Origin of the sequence: Nostoc sp. S13 (assembly GCF_029379315.1) — a bacterium.
Taxonomy (GTDB): Bacteria; Cyanobacteriota; Cyanobacteriia; order Cyanobacteriales; family Nostocaceae; genus Nostoc.
Map to the genome: position 1 here is coordinate 1 of NZ_JAQYWQ010000019.1, position 22,861 is coordinate 22,861.

Consider the following 22,861-nt stretch of genomic DNA (forward strand, 5'->3'; position numbering starts at 1 on the left):
AAACCTCTCCGTATTCTCTCTTAGTCTTGTTCAGAAATCAAATAGGAGTCCTATAGCTCTTTGAGATAAGGAGGTATTAATATTCCAATTTTATAACTATTTAGGAAAAACAATAAACTAAGTAAGAGGAAAATAGTTTTATTTTTTTAAAATATTCTTTTTAAAATATAGGATTGTTTAAAAGAATTATCAAATAAATAGCTAGTAAATCTATATTTTTGCACTTGAGTTTACAAGATATTCTGGTAAAAGTTTTGTTTCGATAATCGTATGATAAACAGAGGTAAGATTTTGAGCGATCGCTTCCCAGGAATATTGCTGTTTAACAAGCTGTTTGCCATTCTCGCCTTGCTGTTGCCTCAGATTTGGAGATTTCAGTAATTGGGCGATCGCTTCTGTCAATGTTTCAAGTGTACCCTCAACAACCAACCCGGCTTGGGCATCGGCAACTTCTGGAGAAATTTGAATTCCGGGAGTTATAATCACAGGCAATCCAGCTGCCATTGCCTCAGCGACGGCGATACCGAAATTCTCGGAAAAAGATGGTAAAATAAACATATCTGACCCTTGTAGCAGCAAGTCTTTCTCTTGCCCCACCACAAGACCAGCAAAGGAAGTTTGATGTGAGATGCCAAGGGATATTGCCAGGTTTTTTAGCTCAGTTTCATATTCTGGTTCTCCTGAACCCGCTACGATTAGGTGAAAATCATAGTTTTGTTTTACAAGACGGCCAAGTGCCTCTAGTAGTAAGTCTGGGCGTTTTTTGTAGTGAAGACGAGAAAGAAACAGTATTATGGGTGTTTCTGTAGAAATGCCGTAGATGTGACGTAGTTGTTGTTTGGCATCGGGTAAAGGGTGAGTGATATTCACCCCAAGAGGTAAAGTGAGGACGGGTGTCTTAACACCGAAGTTACGAATATCTTCTGTTTCACCAGCAGATGTAGAATGAATAATAGCCGCACGATTCAGATTATGATGCTCAATCAGCCAACTATAAACCTGTTTTTTCAAGTGACTTTGAGCTAGTGCCCAAGGTGACAATTGACCCATTGTGCGAACTAGATACGGGATTCCTTGCCAACGAGCGATCGCCGCAGCACAAGTCGGAGCATAGGAAAAAAGATAGTGAGTTTCCACTAGGTTATAATTTCGCATATGCTGCCAAAGCCAAGGTGCTAACTCAGGAGAAAAGATATATTCTTTGATTCGGTGGGAAACACGCGGGAAAAACCAGATTGGCACTTCTTTATACTCGATACGCTGACGAAGAGGGACATCCAATAAAGTATTTCCATCATCATTGGTGGTGACAATCTCAATCTCTGACCCAAGCTGGCGCAGGGCTTTGACCAAGTTTATAACAACTTCAGTCGGTCCGCCCATAGTCAGACTAATGGAGGGTATGACTTGTAATATTTTCATCTATTTTTTAGGTTAAATTTGTTGATCAACTTCACCAAGTAGTGGGTAGTAGTTTAGTTTGAATTAACTCAGCCAGAGTTTGTTGGAACTGTTCAAATCCAAATCTGGCAATCACTTGCTGGCGTAAAAGTTGAGGTTGATAGAGGATGGGGTGAGGATAAGTACCTCGTAAGATTTGAATCAGTGTTTGGGCGATCGCATTTACATCATCAGGATTCACCAAAACGCCTAACTCGCCATTACAGAGAGCATCAACTGCACCATCTTGATTTCCTGCTAAAGTTGGTTTGCCACAAGCCACAGCTTCCAAATAGACAATTCCAAATCCCTCTCCTTTACTAGGCATGGCAAAAACATCGCAGAGATTGTAATAGTCACAGAGTTCTGAATCCGGTATAAATCCTGCTAATGTTACACAGTCGTGTAAGTTGAATTGAGAAATTAGTTGCTCAATTCGGGAGCGATCGCTTCCTTTGCCTACTAAAATGTAATGAGCATTGGGAATGGCTAGGCGAATCTTAGGCATTGCTAGTAAGATTTGGTCGTAGCCTTTGTAGCGTTCACTAATGTCTAATCGAGCTACGGTCAAAATGATTGGCTGTTCAACAGTTAAGCTATGGCGTTCCAGTAGATATTGCGGCTTCGGAGCAATTTGGAAGCGCTGAGTGTCAAAAGTGTTTGGTAAAACAGAAACTTTGGCTGGATTGAGGTTTTGTTCCTGGAGTAGGCGATCGCGTGTATACTCACTAACTGCAAGAATGCGATCGGCATGAGATAAAGCAGTTTTTAGTGTCGGGTTTGTGATATTCCAAGCATCCACACCATGAGCAACAGCCCAGTAAGGTATGCCAGTTAGGTATTTTAGCAAGTAGGCAACAACTGTGAAATTCACATGAGAGGAGATAATCAAGATAGGGCGTTGCCAAAATCCATGTCCAAAAATCTGACTAGCAAAGGCAAGGGTTCGCAAAGTTTTATTCCACTTGCCAGCAAAGTAAAATTGAGTGTTAGTTTTGAAAGAAAAGTTTGGCGTTGTGCAAGTATCGTGTTTCAGAAAAACTTCGTATTTTACTTCAGGATATAAACTTTGTAATGCCTCTAAGAGGAATGCCGAATAAACTTGAATTCCACCTTTGAATTCAAAAATATTCGGAAACCATAGATGTAAAAATAATTGATTGGCTTTGGGAAAATGGATATTTGGTTTGTTTATTTGTTTGTATTCATTTTCAGAGGTAACTTTGCTCATTTTTTGAAAATATTATTGACTTTACTGGTTAATTTTTGACGATATAGACCCCAATTCAACTGTTCAGCTTTGCGACGAGCGGCTCCTCCCATTTCTGCTAATTCTTGAGGATGGGAGTAGCACCACTCAAGTTTTTCTTTGAGAGCCTCTGAATCACGAATAGGCACAATAAAGCCTTCTGTCCCATCAGTAAGAATGTCTGGGCCTGCTGTGTGAGTGGTTGTAATCACAGGAATGCCACAAGCCATCGCTTCTAGAAGTACCAGTCCAAAACCTTCTACTAAAGAAGGAAACACAAATACATTGGCATTACTGTAGTATTGATTCAGCCTAGTATGGGGTACTGATGGGATGTAATTAACTCCATGAGGAAGTTGGGAAAGCCAGGTTTCTGGAAATTCGTTGACACCTACCAGTATTAACTCTGACTGGGGAAGTTGGAGTTTTTGCCACGCCTTGATCAGGTAATGAACTCCTTTGCGAACACCAACGCGACCGACAAATAAGGCACGAAAGGTTCTATCTAGTTTGGGTTGGGGTTGAAAATACTCAATCGGTGCGCCGTAAGGGATAACCGTGATTTTGTTAGGACTGACCCCTTCTCTGAGTAAGGATTGTTGGGTAATGGAAGAGGCGACAAAAATATGGTCTGCCAACGCCACTTCTTGCTCCTTACGTCTCAACTTCCAGTCAGGTTCTCTTACTGCTTGCAGTGATGCAGACAGTGCTGGGAATCGTTCAGCCTCCTCTTGCTGAATTTCTCGCGCCATGCGGTAGAACATGATAGGCAAGTCGTACAGACATAAAATTCCCTGCTGTTTAGCAACCTCAAAGGTAGTAGCAGCGCCATCTTCATAAGCATAAACTGCTGCCAGACCCTGGATGTGATGCTTGGCAACATGGCGATCGAGAGAAGCATAAACCCAATCTATAGGGCCTTGAGAACTGAAGCCAAAACCCCTACTGAGTCCAGTTTTAACCAAAGTCATCCGCATTACTTCACCCCAAGGGTGTGATCGCATCGCTACACCATTTGGAGAAATCCAGGTACGCCGCCCTAGTTCATTAGTGATTCTATTGCGAATTTGAGCAGGAAGCAGCTTGAAGTATTGGCTGATACTTCCTTCTGGGTTATAAGCAATGGTTGTAATCACCTCTTGAAGTAGACCTGCTTCTCCTAATGAGATTGCAGCGTTGCGGGCGAAAGGATTACCTGTAGGATGTATCAGCGCGATAGGTCTCCGAATCATTGAAGTATTCCTGTTGTTGTTTCCAGTTTTCTATCTGTTCAAGTCGGGGTAGAAGGAAAATAAATCCTGCCAAGAACCAGTAGTAGACTAGGAGAGTGTGATTGAACACAATCTGACTGGAAAATTGGATCGCATGAATCAAAAAAGCCGACAGCGCTAGCTGTCGCAACAGAGGTCGCTTTAATTTCAGGAATGTACGCCACAGTAGATAAATGAGTATGACTCTCAGCAGATACCACAGGAAAAAACCTATAGGACCAATTTCCAAAACTATTCGACCCATTTCCGACTCATAGTAGACAGGAATGGTTTCTCTTAGAGGTAAATTTAGAATCTTACGCAATACTGAAGTTGCTGGATGAGTTGCGCCTGGACCATAACTATCCAGTCCTTTCAACTTCATAAATTCAAATGGCTCAATGAAGCTTCCCGAAATGCGACCAGATATATCATGATTGGAATTGATGCGGAATAATAAAGAATTGATAGCAGACTGAAACCAGGTGACAGTTGCAACAGCTACGGTGATTATAGGCACTGTAAACTGTTTTATCAATAGAATGGCTGTTTTCAAATTAGTTAGTAAGTGTGCACCAAAATAACCAACTAAAAATAGAATTTCAGTGTAAAAAACGCTACGAGAGCCGTTCATGAGCGAGGTGGCAATAATTAGCAGTAATTCTGCAATTGTTGCCCAACGCCACCATTGAGATTGCTGAATTGCTAACAGGGGAACTAATAATCCAAAGGAAATAATTGCGTAAACTGAATAGCCAAGAATGTAGGAAAAAGTGCCCGTCACACGAACACTGGTGGAATTTCCATCTCCAAAAGTTGCAATATCTTGTTTGATATCTTGGGTATAGACGTTGAGGGGGCTTAAAGGAGGGCTAAAGAACTGCACTACTGCTAATAGCCCCACTGGAATAACCAACAGCAGGTAGGAGCGCAGAAATTTATATAATTCTTCTTCTGAACGAAAGAGATTGGGTAACATCCATATTAAAGGAATGTATAACAAGTATCCTCTTATTCCAAAAATGCCAATAATTGGAGAACTCAAGCTGGGATTAAAAACTTGTAATAGACACCAACCTGTTAATAGCAAAATTACCGAAGCGATAGTTTCAGCTGCCGAATTGCCTTTAACACGAAAAGTTTTTTCAGTAGATGAGAAAATGTAATAACGAAGATAAGCACCTATAAGTACAATATCTTTCAAAAAATAAATGAACTGACTGCCTTGGGGTAGAACCCATTTTCGCAAAGCCCCTTCAATTACCACTAACACTAGTATAGTTTTTATAGAAGTCCGCCAGTTTTGAACAGAAAGATAGAGAATAAGTAGAATGGCAAAGGGAGCTAAAACTGCAATGTATTCTTTCACAGAATTGTTGCCTCAATTACTTCTAGATAAGCTTTAGCGACTGCTGATTTCTGATGGCGTAAAAGGTGAGCATGTGAATTGGCTCGGTAGTTAGCCAGCTGCTCAGGCTTTTTTAATAGATTAAATAGAGTTTGCATTAATGCTTGCACATCTCCATTGGGAAATGTCACACCACAGGAGCCAATGGCATCTTTTAATCCCCCACCCTCTGAACCAACAATCACACAGCCACAAGCAATTCCTTCTAAGGCGACAATACCAAAGGGTTCATCCCAAATAGATGGAACCACCATAATTTGATGACTATTTAATAATTTTACTAACTCAAACTCAATTTTTGCTCCAACAAAATTAACTTGTTCGTAAATTTCTAAATCTTTTGCTTGTTGACATAATTTAGATTCTTCGGGTCCACTACCAATAATGGTTAGCTTAGGAGTAAGCGCCATTTTTTTTAGTTCAGCTAATGCCTCTAGTAGTAAATTAGCTCCTTTATCAGAAACCAACCGTCCTAAAAAAACAAGTTCTTGGCTACGGGAAACTTCTGGTATTTCATAGAAAATATCTTCACGATAAGAATTAGGAATTACATTGGATGGTGCTGGGATAGATTTAGCTAAAGCATGACTAGCTGAAATATTAGTTGCAAAATGAGTAACCATGTGTTTGAGATTATTTTGCCAATTCATGCTGCCATCAGGGGAGCGATACCAAGTTTGGTGGGTTATTACTAAGGGTTTAGGTATGAACATTAATGGCCAAAGCCCCTTCAAGCTCACACAACCTTGAAAATAAATATCACACCATTGAGTGAGTTTGAATATTTGTCTTGCCCTGGGTTGTCGAACGACTTCAAAAGGGAATTTTTTTGAGTCTGTTGCTGGTGTTTCTGATATTAACTTTACTTCATTTCCTTGATAGGTGAATTCATGAGCTAAAGTAGAAATTATTGTTTCTAATCCACCTATTCTTGGATAAAACAAAGGTGAATAAATAAGAATTTTCATAAAAAGTAAAATATTCTATATTATTATGAATTATTTTGCCTTTTGAATCAACATACATAAAGTGTCACCATTTAGTCCATTTGATGAAATAAATAATTATAAAATATGAGATATAATCTGTGTATGGCGACGGAAAATGAGAGAACCTGTCGCTGGATAACCCCATTGTTTTACAATTTTGAGAGAGTAGCGGGGTAATACTCTATGCAAGCAACTTAGTAAGACAGGATAGATATGAGTTTGATCTCCTTTTTCATCAAAGGAAGCTAGTTTGCCAGTGATTAAAAATTTTAGTCTACAGCTAACTGAATGTATATTTGGAGTAGTTAGTAAAAAATATCCATTATTATCTAAATGTGTAGCTACATATAGGACTGATATTTGATTTTTGAAATATACGTAGGGTGCGTTACGCCAAAGGCTAACGCACCACCTCTGATTCCAGGTGCGTTACGCTACGCGATAACACACCCTACATATACTTAGATTTTTTCACAAATCAAATCGGATTGCTATAGTATAAAATTCGTCCTGGATTTTCTAAATGTTCAATGACTTCAATGACTTCAATGGCAGTAATTAAACCAAATTTTCTGTCTCCAAAACCTAAGTTGTCATAATCTCAATTAGCTTGTGAACAAGTCGCTCCTTCTGCACCAAATTGTTTCCTGAAATAGTGCGTTCTACAAGTTGTTTTTTTACAATTATCTGTGATGACATTTTTCTATTCCTAAATAGTCTTGATGCATTTACTGTGTTTTGAATTCTCCTTAGAGAAAACGTAAATCTTAAGAGTAAGTAAAAAAAATCTCCTACTTAGCCTTAGTTAAGTATCAACTTGTTATGTATAACTTTTCCAAAGCTTGCACAACAGCCTTTATATTCTCTTCTGGAGACCAAGATTTCATCCGCTCAGTAGCAGCAATCCCCATTTTCTGCAACCGCTCATAATCGGGAAGGATTTCTTTGAAAATTGTTGCTAACGCATCTATATCTCCACAGGGATAAACAAATCCATTTTTGCCATGTTGAATCAGATCATGACGTGATCCTACTTGATCGCTCACAACTACAGGACAACCACAAAGCATTGCTTCATTAACAACTACTCCAAAAGGTTCATAACTTGAAGGTAAAATAAATAAATCAGCAGAGCGATAAATTGAGGGTAGCTGGGACTGATTCACAAATCCAATAAACTTGACTCTATCTTTTATTCCTAAAGATTGTGCTTCTAATTCAAGTTTTACTCTAAGAGTTCCGTCACCTGCAAATATAAGATAACTATCTTGGATATTAGCTTGACAAAAGGCTTGTAAAACATCTTGAGGACGTTTCCAAGGTTGAAGTTTAGCACAAAATAGCAAAACAGTTGCATTATCGGGAATATCCCAGTGCTTGCGAACTTTCTTGATCTCCACTTGATTAGCTTGGGATATCCACCAATTATTATCTACAGAAGAAGGAGTTACAGCAATACGTTGTTCATAAATTCCCAAGCTTAGAACCATTTGCTTACCCAGAGTTGAGGAAACTATAACAGTATCAGCAAGCTTAAATATAGGTGGTAGTAACAATTTCTTTAACCAAGTTTTCCACCTTTTTTTTTACGAGGTTCAATTCCACTAGAATCTGTACTAAATAGAAACTTTTTTCCTGTCAGTTTTGTTGCGACTGCTGCAATCCAAAAGCTGAAATAGCTGTAGCCAGTATAAACAATTACAGCATCAAAATTATCTTTGCTAATCAGCTTCCATAACTCTAAGTTTATTAGTCCAAAAAAACTCCCAAGTTTAGGTTTGGGAGAATTATTTTCAACTTCCACCCAAGGATAACCATCTAGTAGTGGTATATCCCAGGCAACTTCTATACCAAACCCTGCATCAAAACCGGCTTTAACACCTTGTAAACTACAATAAGCTACTTGAATATCCAATTGAGGATGTTTTGCCATGAGCCTGAACAGTGGAGCAGCATACTGCACAGGATGAGAAGCAACTATTAAAACTCGATATTTATGAACAATTTCACTCATATATTTTCCAAGATTGCTTGGTTAGGCATTGAAGTAAGCAATTATTTCATTAGAATTTTGGATATCTTCCCCATAAATTGTTTCTAATCTATAACCAAGGGAATTTAAAAATTGACAACATTGTTGATGGACTTCAATTCCATGAGTAGCCAACAAAATTGTAGGATGTATCTTACTTAGTATAGACTTAGCTCCAGTAAGAGCTAGCATCTCTGCACCTTCTATATCAATTTTTAGAAAATTTGGCGGTAAAATTTGTTCTGTATCAATCAATTCATCCAGGGAAACTGTCTTCACTTGTAATTCACCTTGAGATGAAATATGTCCAGTAAACCCGCTTCCATCAAATTGGATTACACCACTACTATCTGAAACAGCGCTATCAATAACTATTACATTTTCAAGATGATTGAGTCGCAAATGCTGTTTAAGATAGTGTAGGTTTTGAGGGTGAGGTTCAAAAGCAACTACTTTACCTTGAGAGCCGACTAAAACTGATGCTAAGATTGTATAAAATCCACTATTTGAACCCAAATCATAAACAATACTTCCTTCTTGAATGATTTGCTGGAAAATAATTTGTTTCTCGTATTCGTAGCTTCCCAACCAAGCACCATGTTGCCCTGACTTTACGATCCACTTTTTGCCTTTGAGTTTTCCCTGTAAAATAGGCATTACTGTTGTTGCCGGAATAAATTGTAAAAGAATTCTCAAAATCTTACCTAATATTGTTTGATTTGAAATTCCTGAAAAATTAATAGACATAATTTTCTGCCCAATAAATTAATATAAAACGAACAAATGCTTCCATCATATAAGTAATTTTTTGTTTCTATTACTGTCGCAACATCAAGTTCTCCATGAAAAATTTGGCTTGCACTGGAAGGCTATGGGTTTGATACCATGCATAAGCATTATTTGCGATATCCTGTCCCTGTTTTAAGGTTAATTCATTACTATGCCCATCAGCAGACCAGTAATGTTTACCTTTTTCGAGACTATCTATTGGTATTTTGCTAGAAATAGCCATGCAAGGAATTAGTCTATGGGCGCAGTAAGAAGCAAAAATAGTTGATTTTGCTAAGTATGCAGGGGGAGGGAAGTTTAAAAATCCAGCGATAGAATCCTGTAAAATTTTACTAATTTCTTCTGCTTCATTCACTCCTCTTTCTATGATAGTAATTCCCTTAATCTTAGAAAGTTCTAAACCTGTTAGTACACCAATATCCAAGATTTCTTTAATATTTAAATTTTTGCAGGTTTCTTCTAAGGCTTTGAGGCATTGATTATAGACTTGTAACCTAGCGTTACGGCTACCAAAAACCACTAGTCGCTGAGAGCGCTCTGATAGAGTTGGCAAGTATTCTGGTTCTCCAATATTGGAAAAAACAGGAAGGCAAGTAATTTCAGTTTGTTTAGTGGGATTCAGTTGATATAAAACTTCGCCATAACTTTGTTTACTAGTTATACAGCGATCGCTCATTTGTGCCAAACGTGCGGCTAAATTTTTCTGTAAGGGTGATAACCAAAAAGAGCTAGTCCAAGGGAGTCCTGAAGCATAGACTTCGTGGAACATCGTAAGGAGTGATCGCTTGGGAAATAAACTTTTCCAACGCTGTAACCCATCGATTAACCAAACAGGACAGCCTCGTTGAGCATAGCCGTAGCCTACGTAATGTAAAAAAATGCTGGATGAGCGATCACCTGATAATAATTTTAGCAGTGCATCAGGGGAGCGATGTCTACGATCAGCTACGCCCATGCTAATTTGGCTAACAGGAAAACCTTCAATTTCTGCTGCACCAGTCCATGTGGGATTGCCTACAATAAAATGGGTTTGAATATTGAAATCTTTGCGAAGCTGACGAGCTAGGTTGAGGGCATAGTCTCCTACTCCGTCAATTGCCGGAGGCAGTCGAGGTACAATGGAAGTTACATGAGTTAAATAATTCACTATCAAATGCTATAACTTTAGAGGTTTAAATATGAGTAAAGAGTTAGCAGAAATTCTGCAACGCCTTAAAACCTTATTCTTGCTTTCATCTGTCTCATTAAATTGAGTGTAGAAGTTGGTATTGTTCTATTTATAAGGGTGTAAGACTTTATGACACTTAATGAAGTTTGGCTAAAAAAGTTAAAATTATTGCAAAAAAATAACCACATATTGAAAATATCTGATAAAGTTTTCCTGCCTAAATTTTCTTTGACAGCAAGCTCAAAAACTTTCAATTTTAAAGAATATAAATTTAAAATTTCTTTATCAAATCCATCCAGGTTATTTAATACAGCCTCTATGCTGTTAACACTTCTTTGCATCTTAGTTTCATAAATACTACAATTAGAATCACCATCTGAGAAATTGTTTCCATGAATTCTCCAAATAGATAAAGGAGACTCAAGAAAGTATGAATATCCTTGATTCAAGGTAGACATAACAAGGTATTCATCAATATACATATCCACTTTTTTTGGTATGGAGAATTTTCTGATAGCCTCTGTACGTCCAGCAAAAGTTGAACCACCTCCAAAAAGAATCCTTCTTCTATAGAAGAAGGATAATAGCTCTCTACCAGAAACTTTATGTCCAATTATACTTTGAGGAATTAATTCAGGGGCTTTCGTATTGTCATCAACTTTCCAATAAAGTGCAGGATGGGCTACATGCACAATATCAGGATCGCTTTCAAAAATTTGAACAACTTCTTTAAGTTTATTAGGCAGAAATAGGTCGTCAGCATCTAAATTAAAAAGATATTTGCCCCTACTATGATCTATTCCTATCTTAGTTGCCCAAGCTTTTCCTGAGTTTTGTTGAAAGATATACTTAACTCGATTTCCGTAAGCAGCGACTATTTCGGAAGTGTTATCTTTAGAGCCATCATCAATCACAATGATTTCGAGTTTGTCTTGAGGGAAATCAGAATTAAATACACTGTCAATTGCTGCGCTAACATACTTAGCGTAGTTGTATGTAGGTATGATGACACTTATTAATGGATTAGTAATCATATATTTGTTCTAGGAAGATTTAGCTACAATAATAAACTGAACTCCAAATAACTCAGGCATGACTGCTGATGCTAATTTATCTAAATGCGAAACTAGGGGATTGATAAATGTAAATTTTCTAATTAAAGGCATTGGTAAGTAGCCATCTGCATAGCGCAAGATTATTTGAAAGCCAGAATTATTGACTAAATCAAAGGCTGTATCCCAATCGAAAAATCGAAAATGGGTTTTATCCATTAGCCCACCATCAGTGTATTTAAAGTTTCCTTTTAGAAATTCTAAGCGTTGTTTATAATGCAAGGTATTAGGGAGAGCGATAATTAATACACCATGCGGATACAAACACTCATGAAGTTTTGTTAAAAGTTCTTCAGGTTGGTAGAGATGTTCGAGAATATGGCTGCAAATAATACAGTCAAACTTACCAAGTTTGTAAGGTTCAAAAGAATTAAGATCCCTTACCAGCACTTGATTAAGATAACTAGCAGCATGGTTAGCTTCTAACTGTGAGTAGGTAATGCCAATTATTTCGCAGTTAATTTTTGATTTTATTGTCCTACCTAAATCTCCTGTACCACAGCCAATATCAAGTATACGTTGAGCAGTATTGGGAATATATGAAATAACAGACTCATTAACAGCTTCATACTTCATAAAAATTTTAGATGTTAAATACATTATTTTTACTACACTGTATTTCCAGCTTAAAGGAGAGAATTAGAACCTCATTGTGAAAAGTCAACTAAATATATTCGTTGTATAATTTCTCGCTGTTGTTTCCCAACTACATTTACGATAATAATCATCTACATTTGTATAGCTGCTAATAATATCGGGCATTAATTGCGGAGGTGGTGGGAATGTCATAAGAGTCTTAAAAAACTCTTGTAAATCAGCTACTCCACCAGCAGGTTTAGCAAAAACAGGCATTCCAGATTCTAACATTTCATTCAAAACTAATCCCCATCCTTCAACTTTACTTGTAAATAAACCAGCATCATGGTTAGTAAGTAATGAGTAAAGCTGGTTTCTCTCAAATGAAGGTAGAATTTTTAGCCTACCCGATTGAATTAATTCAGGTGAAAAATCTTTCTCGGCATTAGTACCACATCCAGCAATTGTAAAAGTATCTTCGGGGTGCGAAGCTGCTCGTTGAATGATAAAATCAACTAGTTCATGAATACCTTTATGGGTAGTCCAGCGACCAATCCACAGAAACCGAATGCCTTTGCCTTGATTTTTTTCTCTATTTAGACGTATTTTAGCGAGTTCTATTTGATCAGCTTTTGATAGTGCATTGACATAATAAATTAATTTACTCCTCCACCAAGGAAACCATTTCTTCATCCATTCAAGTTCTAAACTCCCGAGGCAAAGAATATATTTTGATCTTTGCCAACCTTGCATTAGTAAAAAGACCACTGTTATGAAAAAAAAATAATCGAATGGCAGGAGAATAATCTCTTTTAGGCTAATTTCTGGTTTATCCTTTAAATCACATAGCATGTACAAAATTTGAGGCTGAACACTACGAGCTACTACTAATTCTGATTGAGCAACCCGTTTGCTGATCAGGTGGGCAGAGGTATCAATTACATCAAATCGCTCCTGGGTAGCAATAAACGCATCTAGCTTTGACTGCATTAATTGAATACTTTGGAAACCTTGCCACCATCTTCTTAAATTAGGCATGGGATGAGGAGACCACAGAGTAACATCGTGTCCTTGTAACCGTAATGCTTCTGCTAAATTGATTGCCATTTGACCAGCACCGAATTCAGCAGAAAGTGGTGAATATGTAGCGATTAGTATACGAAGTGATTGCAATCAAAACTCCTTATCTAAAAATTATATACAAACTAATTAGCGTCTTTGTAAATATCTAAATGTCTTTGGACTACCGTTAACCAACTAAGTGGATTTATCCACTCACAACAACGCATTTGATATTCTACATATTCTAATGGAGATAAATTAACGATCTGATGCAAAGCAGCAGCGATCGCTTCTCCAGAATTCTGCTGCACAACAAACCCAGTCTTACCATCATCTACAAACTCATGCATTGCACCAGCATCAGTACAGATGACAGGAGTTCCGCAGGCTTGAGACTCTAATAAAGTAAAACCCATTAATTCTGGAACTGGAGTGTAGTCTCCATAGCAGGTAGTGTGAACAGATGGTAAAACCGTTACCATCGCTGTGCGATACTCATGTAATAATCGCTGATCATTAGCATCGTGAACAAATTCTATATTCAGCCCATCTGCTTGCTGTTTAAGGTGTTGGTAGAATTTTTGACTGTAGACTCTTCCAATAATTTTTAGTTTGTAGTCTGAACGACTAAGCAGACGGAATGCATCAATTAAATAGTTAATGCCCTTGTGAGGTAAAATTCGACCTACATACAAAATATTATTTTCTTTTTTTAAAGATGCATCAGGACAAAATTTATCTGTATCAATACCTCCTTTAATCAAAACTGCTTTTTTTTGAAGTTCAACAGGGATAAAATCTAGACCATAACGAGAATAGGCGATCGCATTTTTATAACTCCTAAATACGGGTAGTTTATGGTTCAATACCAAGCTTCCTCCACCGCCATAGTCAGTAACAAAAACTCGTTTACCAAGCAAACCAGCTATGAGACAGCCCAAATCAGAAACTAAAGTATGAATATGGTGTATATGTACTATATCAGCGCTGATAATTGAGCGTAGATATTGAAAACTTAATGGATTTATCTTATTCTCATGAATTAAGTGTTTAACTGGATAGGTTTCGATTTTGAGTTTACCTTGATTATAATTTCTAGGCACTGAAGAAAAACTTACAAGAGTAGTATCTACAAAATTCGCCATCCAAGTAGCTAATTCTGTGGGATATCTCTCTCCACCACCAATGATTGACGACTCATCAAAGTAAGTTGGGGTAATGTGAATAACTTTCATACTATTAAAATTAACTTATTTGATACTCTCTAATTCAAAGTAGAGATACCAAGCTGGAAAAATCCAAGCCCATCTTTGTTCGTAATTTATGGGATACTTGTTAGCTAATCTACTGATAATCGATCGATTAATCCTACCTCCTTGAAATTGTATATGACGATATTTAATCTGATATCTAGCTTTTGAGTAGTAGGACAAAGTATGGTCATCAAGAAAATAATCGAAAGAACAATAACTCAAATGCCATTTATGAGTTGGATCTATATATGAATTTGCACACGAAAAATGAGGTGTAGTGATTTTCAAAATTCCGTTTGGTGTTAAAATTCTATGAAATTCTTCCAAGACTATCGGAATAGCATCTAAGTGTTCTATTACATCAAAACACTCAATTTCAGAAAAGCTGGAATTTTCAAAGGGATATGGCACTTTATTTAAATCCCAAATCACATCAGTCTCAACTTGAGAAGATAGATCTAGTCTGACTAGATTTATCTCACTAACTCGATGACCACAGCCTACTGCTAATTTTTTCATATTTCCAACATTAAACTAAAATTTACCTCTAAGATATCTCCAAGTTACTATATTAGTTTCAAACCATGACATATATTGAGATGTACCAGCAAAATGTAGAAAATAGTTATTGATGAAGGCACTAGATAAGCAATATCTAGTAATATTTCTAGCTGGTCTTTGAGAGTGACCTCTTGTTAGCCTTTTCCATGTTCTAAGTATTTTATTTTCCGGAGTTGGCGAAGGTAATAAAAAAGGGTAATCCCTTAGCATACATTCAATCCATAGCCTATTAAATTTGCAATCTAGCCAATGTAATAATCCAGCTGTCACTAATTCATACGACAAACTTTCCATCTCATAGTGCTGACCCACATGATTTTCATAGGTGTAATAAGTATATTTCAAAATTTCATGATGGTAGTTAGGAGATAAAACCATTACACCAGTTTGAACTACACAATCAAATACTGGAGTAAATTTAGATATTGAATAGAATTCTTTAGCAGTTCGGAATGACCATTTCCAAAACTCTACAGATCTATCCACTAAAAGTTCCTTCCTCCCAAATTCTCCAGAAAAAGCCTCACATAGTGGACCAATAAACATATCTACAGCACCGACCTTATCTTCTGGAACGTTAGAAACCACACAAGGAGAATTAGGATTAATCAGAATATCTGAATCTATCCAGACAACTTGGGTGTATTTTTTAACTCTTTCATCACCTAAAATTAGGCATTTTTGCCAAGCAGGAGAGCGGGATTGGGCACGAGGAGAATCATCTAAAGGTGTATCAATACAAATTATATCGTAACCATGATTTATAGCATACTTACTCCAATTTTCAGCACATAATTTCTGCCATCTTTTAAAATAATGTTTACCAATAGCTAGAGTAACAATCGCTTTTGTATTTTTCATATTTTTATTTAAAATTTTATTTTTTATATTTTTTTAATGAAACTATATAACCAATCTACGTTTAATACCTTTAACAATTCTACTTGCTTCTTTTTGAAGATGTTGACTAAAGAAACGATACTGTGGATATTTATATTTAGTATTTATAAATTGACGCAATTCTTGGTAAATATTTTCAGAATCGTCAATTCTGTTTTCAGAAAAACTGAATTCTTTTTCCCAGAATATAAATAAAATTCTTTTGTCTGGTGTGATTTTCTTAAGAAATGATTGCGGAAACGATAATTCAAAGTCACTATGGATTATGTGATATTTCATAGTAAATTGCACATGATGATCGGTGATATCCACTAACCATCTATGATGACACAGACCGACCATATTATCTGATTCTAATCCCCGGCAAGATTCTATTAATCTTGATGGAACTTCTATATACCCACGTTTTGAAACTCTAATCAATTCAGAGCATACATATAGCGGATCTCTAATATCTTCCAGCGTATGAGAACATATAGAAAAATCAAAAAATTTATCTTCAAAAGGCCAGGGTTCTCGATCACAAAAATCTCTTTGTACCCAAGTCTCTTTGTTAAAATATTCTTTTTCTCCTCCTTGAGATTTTGGCATTCCGATTTTCTCGTAACAGCCTCTAGTTTCGTAACATCCAGCATCAATCACCCAATTAGCACGGTTAAATGGGCAAGCCCAGCCGCCTACATCAAGCACAAGATCATTAGCGTTTATTTTTGATAAAACCTTTTCGACATTTTCAGGAAACATTTAATCGCCTTCCTTGAGTTAATTTGGTATTTTATACAAAATGTATTTTCATGAGTCTGTTATGTTTAAGTAGTCTTATAAGTATTTAAACCTCTATATGTCAGTATTCCATTGACTAAAAAGGGAGAAATATTTGATAACAAACTCAACAAAATAATTCCTTTAACTGTTGATATATCTAAAAATATGAGTAAAATAACTTGCAAAGCTAATCTCATGGGTATTTCAACCCAAATATACTCAACCCACGCCTTGGAAAGATTGAGAGAACACATTATCCCTACAAAAGAATTTACTACTGCTAAAAGAGCCATCAGTACTAATTCATTTTTAAGGTGGTTATACTTTTCTCCAAGAATCCAAAGTAGTTCGCTGGAAAATATTCCTGCAAAACAAATTATTAACATACCGATCAAGAAAAACATACCTAATATTTGAAAGTAACGCTTTCTTAAAATTATCGATGACTGACAGCGAGAAAAACTTGGCAAAATAATTGCATTCATCACAGAATTAATTAAGGCGAAAACAATGCTTATTCGTCCTAAAGCTCCTATCTCTGCTATACTTTTGGTATTACCGAATATACTAATAAGAAAAATATTTAATTGTCCTTGAAAACAAAAAAAAATAGTAGAGGGCAGTGTATTTTTAATTGTTTTTATGATAAATTTTTTATCTTCATTATTGACAGATAACTCGGTATCAATGTTTTCGCTAACCCATCCCCCTAAAACAAACCATTGTAACCCTGATGCAAGAGAGCTAGATGCAATCGCTACTCCGGCATTCAATAAAGTTAAGTAACCTAAACCTAAAAATATGAGCCGGAAGAATGCTGAGATTAAATCTAGTTTCTGAATCCTACTAATTTGAGAACGTAAGCGAGGTACTACTATTAAAACATCAGCAGTTAACTGAAAATTTAGTCCTACTAAAATTACAATAAATATCAAAAATGCATAAGTTAATGAAGCACCATTATGAATTAACATCCAAATTAAAATGGGTGCAACTACAGGAACTGAAATAGCTGCTAAATAATATCGCAAACGCATTGCAGTATTTATTAACTGACCAAAACGGTAGCGATCTTGCCAAACCTTTCCTCCAATTGCAGATAGACTTATACCAACACCTATATCAGCCAGTGAATTCATTGTTGACTGCATTGTATTAGCAATAGTGAAGTAAGCATATTGTTGTTGATCTAGTGTGCGAACTAATAAAATTCCGCTTACTACACTTAAAGCTTGAACTAGAATTTGAATAGAAAGGAATTTGCCAATTATTTTAAGCCGGTGGACAAAATTAGGCCATAAACTTTTCATTGTACTGACTTAGCTAATCTGGCTTTAACCATAATTTACACAATATCCTGCATCTTGTATTTTGCATGCCATCCCAACTTGTCCTTCGCCTTAGATGGATTACCTCTACCCACCGCCAAATCTGTAGGTTGCAGCAGGCTATTATCTATCACAACATGATCACGCCAATCTAAATCTACAGAGGCAAATGCTGCTACTACAAATTCCTCTAAAAGAAATCTTGCTCATAGAGAGATGATTGAGACATGATATCTTTGTCAAGCTTACTATGCTTACTACTTATCTTTTATAAGAGCGATCGCCTATTTATCTAGTAAGCGATCGCAGTGTGATACACTACGACAACCAGAACATTTGCCTTTCACTTAAAAGCGTAGGCGTTCGCGTAGCGTTCCGCAGGAAAGCCCGCCGTTCGCGTAGCGTCTCGTAGAGAAGGCATCGCCTGCCAATCAAGTTACAAATCATCTGGATCAACACCGAGCGATCGCAATCTTTGTGCTAATCGTTCTGCCCGTTGACTCTCCTGTTCTGCCCGTTGACTTTCCTGTTCTGCCCGTTGACTCTCCTGTTCTGCCCGTTGACTTTCCTGTTCTGCTCGTTCCTCTGGTGTGGCAATCCAATTACCTGAAGCATCGTACCAACGCAGCCATAAACCTTCTGTTTGCTGATAACTCCCGCTCCATACCCCTAACCTTAATTCCAGTTCTCTTAACCAAAACTTTTGTTCTGGAACTTCTACTGCTTGATATCGTGTTGCGGTTAATTGAAACACTCGCAATTGATTTTGATAGCGGTCATACACGATATAGTAAGGAATTCGCAAACTCTGTTCATACACCAGCCATTTTGTTCGGGACTTGTTGGCATCCCTGAATGTTTGTCCTAAATCTTCGGCTTCTGTACCGGGTGAAAGTAATTCAACTACTAAAAATGGGGCGATTCCCTCTTACCAAACAACATAGCTCAGGCGCATATCTTGTTGTTGTTGGGCAGGAGATACACCTAATACCAAAAACCAGTCCGGTCTTTTGTGCCACAATCGATTGCGGGCATCGTAATACAGATTTAAATCTGTGCCAATAAACATTTCCCCAGTTGGGTAATTTGGGGGTTTACAGGTTTCGCGTAATAATTGGGGTTGGAAGTCGTGAAATTCGTCCGGCAAACCAGACCCCTGTGGGTCTTCACTAGGAAGATCATACATTGTCGGCATGGTTTCTCTTGGTGGACGAGGATGCATCTGTTCCGGTAAGTTCATATCCTCTGGATCTTCACTGGGCAGATCATACATTGTCGGCAGGACTTGGTTGGGGGATAAGGGTGGGTCTGTTTGGTACATAGCTTCCTTTTTCACCACAATTAGCTAAAGTTATTCCTATTTCTGCTGATGCCTCCCGACGAGCAGCTTACTACTTGTATTTTATAAGAGCGATCGCCCCGTTCCAAGCATTGCGATCGCTTGCCTTCGCGATGCTCCTTCGCATTTATCAATGATTTAGGATTGCGATCGTTTAGCCTCCACCATCATTTGCACCACCTGCTTCATCTTGTATTTTGCCTGCCATCCTAGCTTATCCTTCGCTTTAACTGGATTACCTCTACCCACTGCTAAATCCGTAGGTCGCAGCAGGCTATTATCTATCACAACATGGTGACGCCAATCTAAATTCACAGATGCAAATGCTGCTGCGACAAACTCCTCTAATGAACTGCTCTCTCCCGTAGCAATTACATAATCATCCGGCTGTTCCTGTTGCAGCATCAAATACATCGCCTCCACATATTCCGGTGCCCAACCCCAGTCACGCAGAATCTGCATATTTCCTAAATAAAGCTGCTCCGTGCTACCTTGAGCAATGCGACAAGCAGCCGCAACAATCTTTTGAGTCACAAATCTTTCTGGTCGCAAGGGAGATTCATGATTAAATAGAATCCCAGAACAGGCAAACAAACCATAAGCTTCCCGGTAGTTAGCAACTTCCCAAAAAGCAGCAGCTTTAGCCACAGCATAGGGGCTTCTGGGGCGGAATGGCGTTGTTTCATCAGCAGCAGTGTGGCCAGTATCCCCAAAACATTCACTAGAACCAGCATTATAGAGTTTGATTGGCACACCTAAAAAGCGAATAGCTTCTAATAAATTCAGAGTACCAGTAGTGATACTTTCTAAAGTTTCTACTGGTTGTTCAAAAGACAAACCAACTGAACTTTGTCCTGCCAAATTGTAGATTTCATCTGGCTGGATTTTTGTCAGCACTTGCAATACACTCCGAAAGTCATTCAGAGCCATTGACTCTAACTTCACCTGGTCACGGATAGCTAAGTAAACCAAATTTCGGAAAGAGGAAATCTGAGCATCTCGCGAACTACCACAGACGGTATAGCCTTGATTAAGAAGTAACTGTGCCAGGTAAGCTCCATCCTGACCGGATATTCCACAAATGAGAGCTTTTTTCATTAGCTTATTTTAGAGGATGTTTTAAAAGTATTGGGCAAATATAATTCCTTCCCAATTGTCCAAACACAATTGTAAAAACTACTATAGTCAAAAACGGACGAATCAGTGCCCAAGCAATGCCGATCACAGTTTGCTTATACCGCACTAAAATATCACGCCAAGCAAGAAAATAGAATAATTCTCTATATCGCCATATATCTTTCCAATACTGCTGGTGTGTGTGTCCAGCTTCAATCACTAACTCCTGTTGAGAGACAATTTTTGGAGCACTCATAATTATTGATTGAAGATTAATATACAAAATGGCAATAATAACACTTAACTCACAAACTGGAAACCTTTAAGACCTTGATAACCAATATGTCTGGCACTCTTACGCGTAAACTCCCCAACAGAAGGGTTCCCCAGAGCATCAATCACTCCGCTTACTTGCTGCCATAGTTCTTGTGGTGCTACCGAAATTTCATAACTACGATCGCTACACTTGTGAATATGATACCAAGTTGTTTGCTGACACTCCTCACACCAAAAAGCTTCTAACCATTCTCCTTCTATAGGCACTGCGGTTTGGTTAGCTACTAACATCAACGCATTCCGCCGACTTATGCCTCGTTCCTGTAATTGACCTGCTTGGTCAGCAAACATTTTATATTTCTGACTGACGCTATCGAGATAGCAGCTATGAATCGGGCAATAAATAGCCCGTCGCTGGGAACGCTTCCGATTTCGGTCACACCTTTTCTGCAATTTCACCTCCTGTATACACAAAAACTATGAGCAAGGAAGGCTATGTTGGAGGGACTGAGATCAATAAGACCATCGAAGCCCAACTCCTAAAAAAATAGTGCGAAAATATTCAATTGATTCCAATATACTTACTTTAAATCGCTTTGATATCTGGCTATTATCTCATCAGACAATAGTGCCTGTTCCAAAATATGTAAGTATTGTTGAGAGATAACTTTCGGTGTAAAGTGCGACGATCGCAAATACTGGCGACCTGCTTTGCCCATCTGCTCTCCTATTTGTGGATCTCGATTCAGAAAGCGAATAAATTGCGCTAGACCTTGACTATCTCCATTATCAAATGTCCCACCACAGTTGGCTTCAGCCATTAGTTCTCTCAGATATGAAGTCTGTGAGCAAATTACTGCTATTGGTCGCCCAGAGGCTAAAGCTGAATAAAATTTGCTGGGAACAACTAAACCCTCTGTAGTTGCATCCACACTCACTAGTGATAGATCGCAAGCTGTTAAAGAGTAGGGTAACACTTGCTGATCTTGATAAGGTAAAAACGTAAAATTGTTCAGCCCTAATCGATTTACTTCTGTGATTAATTCTTCGCGTTTGACACCACCACCAATGCAGACAAACTGAATTGGCTCATTTTGTAGTTGCTTTGCAGCTTCTAAAATAGTGTCGATGTCATGGCAGCGACCCATATTGCCAGAATAGAGTACGGTAAATTTGTTAACTAAATTATACTTCCAAGCAAACCAGTTTTCTCGCTTGACAATCGGCATGATTGCTTCAGGGTTAGCCCAATTGTGAATTATAGAAATCTTATCAGCTACTTCGGGACAATGCGCTAATACCTGTTCTTTCATCACTGGACTAAGTACTATAATCCCCTTGGCTTTTAGCCAAACCTGTTTGTTGATCCCATGCCACAAGCGTACTAGCAAGTGACCCTTGGGAATTACGCCTAGTGCGATCGCAATATCAGGGTATAGATCGTAGAGTACACACACATAGGGCAATCGGAACAATAAATAAGCCAGATATCCTATAACTGGCAAAAATGGGGGAGCTGTAGTTAGTAATAATATATTGTTGCGACGCCAAGCTCTCAGCAGATAGAGCATAGCACGTAAAGTATATAGTACTCCATTAATAGCTTTACCACGAATTCTTCCCGTCCAGATTTGGGCTGTGCGCGATCGCTGAATTCTGATTTGGTCAGCCCATTCAACTGCTGAGGCCGTATGAGAGCTAAACGCATATCCTGGCTGACTTGTAAAAACTTCAACCTCCACCCCTTGCTTCCCTAACTGTTTCACTAATTCTTCAATCAACTGCCCTGTAGCAGCATAATCTGGGGGAAAAAATTGGGTCAGCACAGATAATTTAATTGATTTTTTAGTTTTTACAGAAGGTTTATTCTTTGCATCTAACTCAGGAGAAATCGATGGCAATAATTGTTGATTAATCCATTCATTAAGTTCATTAAGTCTCATCAGCTGTGCTCCTAGTCTAGAGTAGAAAAATGCTTGTTTATTCATTCAATGTTTGAAAGGTTCAAGCAACATATTAAAGTCTCCCTGAGCGGAACGAGTTAAAGCAAAAAGCCTAATCTCTCTTAGGACTGAGATGCTTTCCCAACAATGAATAAAGGCATTTGTCGTTAGAAGAAAGCTCTGAATTTTGTACGACTAGCGGATAACGCCACGCAAAGCGAGTTCGCATTCGCGCAGCGTCTTGTAGAGAGCTTCTGAATAAAGGGGTTTAAAACCCTCACTAAATCTGCATATTTAGTGGTCAA

General features: G+C 37.8%; 20 protein-coding genes and 3 pseudogenes. All 23 read right to left on the bottom strand.

The genetic code is table 11. From position 1 onward, the window contains the following. Window positions 1-210: 210 nt before the first annotated feature. The 23 genes and pseudogenes from PUQ00_RS08985 to PUQ00_RS09090 all read right to left on the bottom strand — a co-directional run bounded on the left by PUQ00_RS08985 (window position 211) and on the right by PUQ00_RS09090 (window position 22,556). Window positions 211-1,422 (bottom strand): glycosyltransferase, encoded by a 1,212-nt coding sequence (locus tag PUQ00_RS08985; RefSeq protein WP_300415259.1) that lies wholly within the window; start codon window positions 1,420-1,422, stop codon window positions 211-213. Window positions 1,423-1,453: 31 nt separating this feature from the next. Then, the gene (locus PUQ00_RS08990; protein ID WP_300415262.1) at window positions 1,454-2,671 is read right to left on the bottom strand and encodes a glycosyltransferase; all 1,218 of its coding nucleotides are present in this window, start codon (window positions 2,669-2,671) and stop codon (window positions 1,454-1,456) included. Beyond that, window positions 2,668-3,921, bottom strand: a complete 1,254-nt coding sequence (locus PUQ00_RS08995; protein WP_300415264.1) for a glycosyltransferase family 4 protein — start codon at window positions 3,919-3,921, stop codon at window positions 2,668-2,670. The genes PUQ00_RS08990 and PUQ00_RS08995 overlap by 4 nt, the downstream gene beginning before the upstream one ends. Continuing rightward, window positions 3,881-5,308: a hypothetical protein gene (locus PUQ00_RS09000; protein WP_300415266.1), complete on the bottom strand. Its 1,428-nt coding sequence runs from the start codon at window positions 5,306-5,308 to the stop codon at window positions 3,881-3,883. The genes PUQ00_RS08995 and PUQ00_RS09000 overlap by 41 nt, the downstream gene beginning before the upstream one ends. Beyond that, complete coding sequence (locus PUQ00_RS09005) at window positions 5,305-6,315, bottom strand: glycosyltransferase family 4 protein (protein ID WP_300415269.1); 1,011 nt, start codon at window positions 6,313-6,315, stop codon at window positions 5,305-5,307. Before PUQ00_RS09005 ends, PUQ00_RS09000 begins: the two co-directional genes overlap by 4 nt. Window positions 6,316-7,148: 833 nt before the next feature. After that, on the bottom strand, window positions 7,149-7,826 hold the full coding sequence (locus PUQ00_RS09010) for a glycosyltransferase (protein WP_300415271.1): 678 nt from the start codon (window positions 7,824-7,826) through the stop codon (window positions 7,149-7,151). A 71-nt stretch (window positions 7,827-7,897) separates the two neighbouring features. Continuing rightward, window positions 7,898-8,350 (bottom strand): hypothetical protein, encoded by a 453-nt coding sequence (locus PUQ00_RS09015; protein WP_300415273.1) that lies wholly within the window; start codon window positions 8,348-8,350, stop codon window positions 7,898-7,900. A 21-nt stretch (window positions 8,351-8,371) separates the two neighbouring features. After that, window positions 8,372-9,115: an FkbM family methyltransferase gene (locus PUQ00_RS09020; RefSeq protein ID WP_300415276.1), complete on the bottom strand. Its 744-nt coding sequence runs from the start codon at window positions 9,113-9,115 to the stop codon at window positions 8,372-8,374. Window positions 9,116-9,185: 70 nt separating this feature from the next. Next, window positions 9,186-10,304: a glycosyltransferase family 1 protein gene (locus PUQ00_RS09025; protein WP_300415278.1), complete on the bottom strand. Its 1,119-nt coding sequence runs from the start codon at window positions 10,302-10,304 to the stop codon at window positions 9,186-9,188. Between the two features lie 65 nt (window positions 10,305-10,369). Continuing rightward, window positions 10,370-11,359: a glycosyltransferase family 2 protein gene (locus PUQ00_RS09030; protein WP_300415281.1), complete on the bottom strand. Its 990-nt coding sequence runs from the start codon at window positions 11,357-11,359 to the stop codon at window positions 10,370-10,372. 9 nt (window positions 11,360-11,368) lie between these two features. After that, window positions 11,369-12,013: a class I SAM-dependent methyltransferase gene (locus PUQ00_RS09035; protein ID WP_300415283.1), complete on the bottom strand. Its 645-nt coding sequence runs from the start codon at window positions 12,011-12,013 to the stop codon at window positions 11,369-11,371. A gap of 84 nt (window positions 12,014-12,097) precedes the next feature. Beyond that, window positions 12,098-13,120, bottom strand: coding sequence for a glycosyltransferase family 4 protein (locus tag PUQ00_RS09040; protein ID WP_300415286.1), 1,023 nt, complete (start codon window positions 13,118-13,120; stop codon window positions 12,098-12,100). A 98-nt stretch (window positions 13,121-13,218) separates the two neighbouring features. Continuing rightward, complete coding sequence (locus PUQ00_RS09045) at window positions 13,219-14,310, bottom strand: glycosyltransferase family 4 protein (protein ID WP_300415289.1); 1,092 nt, start codon at window positions 14,308-14,310, stop codon at window positions 13,219-13,221. Window positions 14,311-14,325: 15 nt separating this feature from the next. Beyond that, on the bottom strand, window positions 14,326-14,847 hold the full coding sequence (locus PUQ00_RS09050) for a methyltransferase domain-containing protein (protein WP_300415292.1): 522 nt from the start codon (window positions 14,845-14,847) through the stop codon (window positions 14,326-14,328). Window positions 14,848-14,862: 15 nt separating this feature from the next. After that, a complete protein-coding gene (locus tag PUQ00_RS09055; protein ID WP_300415295.1) occupies window positions 14,863-15,750 on the bottom strand; it encodes a hypothetical protein in 888 nt (295 codons plus the stop codon). A 42-nt stretch (window positions 15,751-15,792) separates the two neighbouring features. Beyond that, the gene (locus PUQ00_RS09060) at window positions 15,793-16,533 is read right to left on the bottom strand and encodes a methyltransferase domain-containing protein (protein WP_300415298.1); all 741 of its coding nucleotides are present in this window, start codon (window positions 16,531-16,533) and stop codon (window positions 15,793-15,795) included. 65 nt (window positions 16,534-16,598) lie between these two features. Then, window positions 16,599-17,864: a polysaccharide biosynthesis protein gene (locus PUQ00_RS09065; protein ID WP_300415301.1), complete on the bottom strand. Its 1,266-nt coding sequence runs from the start codon at window positions 17,862-17,864 to the stop codon at window positions 16,599-16,601. A gap of 35 nt (window positions 17,865-17,899) precedes the next feature. Next, window positions 17,900-18,040: pseudogene (locus PUQ00_RS32755) on the bottom strand (GDP-mannose 4,6-dehydratase); the annotation flags it as partial. A 278-nt stretch (window positions 18,041-18,318) separates the two neighbouring features. Continuing rightward, a pseudogene (locus PUQ00_RS09070) lies at window positions 18,319-19,203 on the bottom strand (Uma2 family endonuclease). Between the two features lie 156 nt (window positions 19,204-19,359). After that, window positions 19,360-20,319 carry a GDP-mannose 4,6-dehydratase gene (locus PUQ00_RS09075; RefSeq protein ID WP_300415304.1) on the bottom strand — a complete coding sequence of 320 codons (960 nt, stop codon included), beginning with the start codon at window positions 20,317-20,319 and terminating at the stop codon, window positions 19,360-19,362. Between the two features lie 58 nt (window positions 20,320-20,377). Then, window positions 20,378-20,593 (bottom strand): annotated as a pseudogene (locus tag PUQ00_RS09080) (ABC transporter permease); the annotation flags it as partial. A 44-nt stretch (window positions 20,594-20,637) separates the two neighbouring features. Beyond that, window positions 20,638-21,066, bottom strand: coding sequence for a hypothetical protein (locus PUQ00_RS09085; RefSeq protein WP_300415307.1), 429 nt, complete (start codon window positions 21,064-21,066; stop codon window positions 20,638-20,640). Window positions 21,067-21,194: 128 nt separating this feature from the next. Further along, window positions 21,195-22,556, bottom strand: coding sequence for a glycosyltransferase family 4 protein (locus tag PUQ00_RS09090; RefSeq protein WP_300415310.1), 1,362 nt, complete (start codon window positions 22,554-22,556; stop codon window positions 21,195-21,197). Window positions 22,557-22,861 lie beyond the last annotated feature (305 nt).

Excerpts from the sequence above, each read along its gene's own strand:
- PUQ00_RS08990 (WP_300415262.1), bottom strand. The coding sequence starts at position 2,671 with ATGAGCAAAGTTACCTCTGAAAATGAATACAAACAAATAAACAAACCA.
- PUQ00_RS09045 (WP_300415289.1), bottom strand. The coding sequence starts at position 14,310 with ATGAAAGTTATTCACATTACCCCAACTTACTTTGATGAGTCGTCAATC.
- PUQ00_RS09035 (WP_300415283.1), bottom strand. The coding sequence starts at position 12,013 with ATGAAGTATGAAGCTGTTAATGAGTCTGTTATTTCATATATTCCCAAT.
- PUQ00_RS09060 (WP_300415298.1), bottom strand. The coding sequence starts at position 16,533 with ATGTTTCCTGAAAATGTCGAAAAGGTTTTATCAAAAATAAACGCTAAT.
- PUQ00_RS09030 (WP_300415281.1), bottom strand. The coding sequence starts at position 11,359 with ATGATTACTAATCCATTAATAAGTGTCATCATACCTACATACAACTAC.
- PUQ00_RS09055 (WP_300415295.1), bottom strand. The coding sequence starts at position 15,750 with ATGAAAAATACAAAAGCGATTGTTACTCTAGCTATTGGTAAACATTAT.
- PUQ00_RS09065 (WP_300415301.1), bottom strand. The coding sequence starts at position 17,864 with ATGAAAAGTTTATGGCCTAATTTTGTCCACCGGCTTAAAATAATTGGC.
- PUQ00_RS08985 (WP_300415259.1), bottom strand. The coding sequence starts at position 1,422 with ATGAAAATATTACAAGTCATACCCTCCATTAGTCTGACTATGGGCGGA.
- PUQ00_RS09090 (WP_300415310.1), bottom strand. The coding sequence starts at position 22,556 with ATGAGACTTAATGAACTTAATGAATGGATTAATCAACAATTATTGCCA.
- PUQ00_RS09020 (WP_300415276.1), bottom strand. The coding sequence starts at position 9,115 with ATGTCTATTAATTTTTCAGGAATTTCAAATCAAACAATATTAGGTAAG.
- PUQ00_RS09005 (WP_300415269.1), bottom strand. The coding sequence starts at position 6,315 with ATGAAAATTCTTATTTATTCACCTTTGTTTTATCCAAGAATAGGTGGA.
- PUQ00_RS09010 (WP_300415271.1), bottom strand. The coding sequence starts at position 7,826 with ATGGTTCTAAGCTTGGGAATTTATGAACAACGTATTGCTGTAACTCCT.
- PUQ00_RS09040 (WP_300415286.1), bottom strand. The coding sequence starts at position 13,120 with ATGGCAATCAATTTAGCAGAAGCATTACGGTTACAAGGACACGATGTT.
- PUQ00_RS08995 (WP_300415264.1), bottom strand. The coding sequence starts at position 3,921 with ATGATTCGGAGACCTATCGCGCTGATACATCCTACAGGTAATCCTTTC.
- PUQ00_RS09015 (WP_300415273.1), bottom strand. The coding sequence starts at position 8,350 with ATGAGTGAAATTGTTCATAAATATCGAGTTTTAATAGTTGCTTCTCAT.
- PUQ00_RS09050 (WP_300415292.1), bottom strand. The coding sequence starts at position 14,847 with ATGAAAAAATTAGCAGTAGGCTGTGGTCATCGAGTTAGTGAGATAAAT.
- PUQ00_RS09075 (WP_300415304.1), bottom strand. The coding sequence starts at position 20,319 with ATGAAAAAAGCTCTCATTTGTGGAATATCCGGTCAGGATGGAGCTTAC.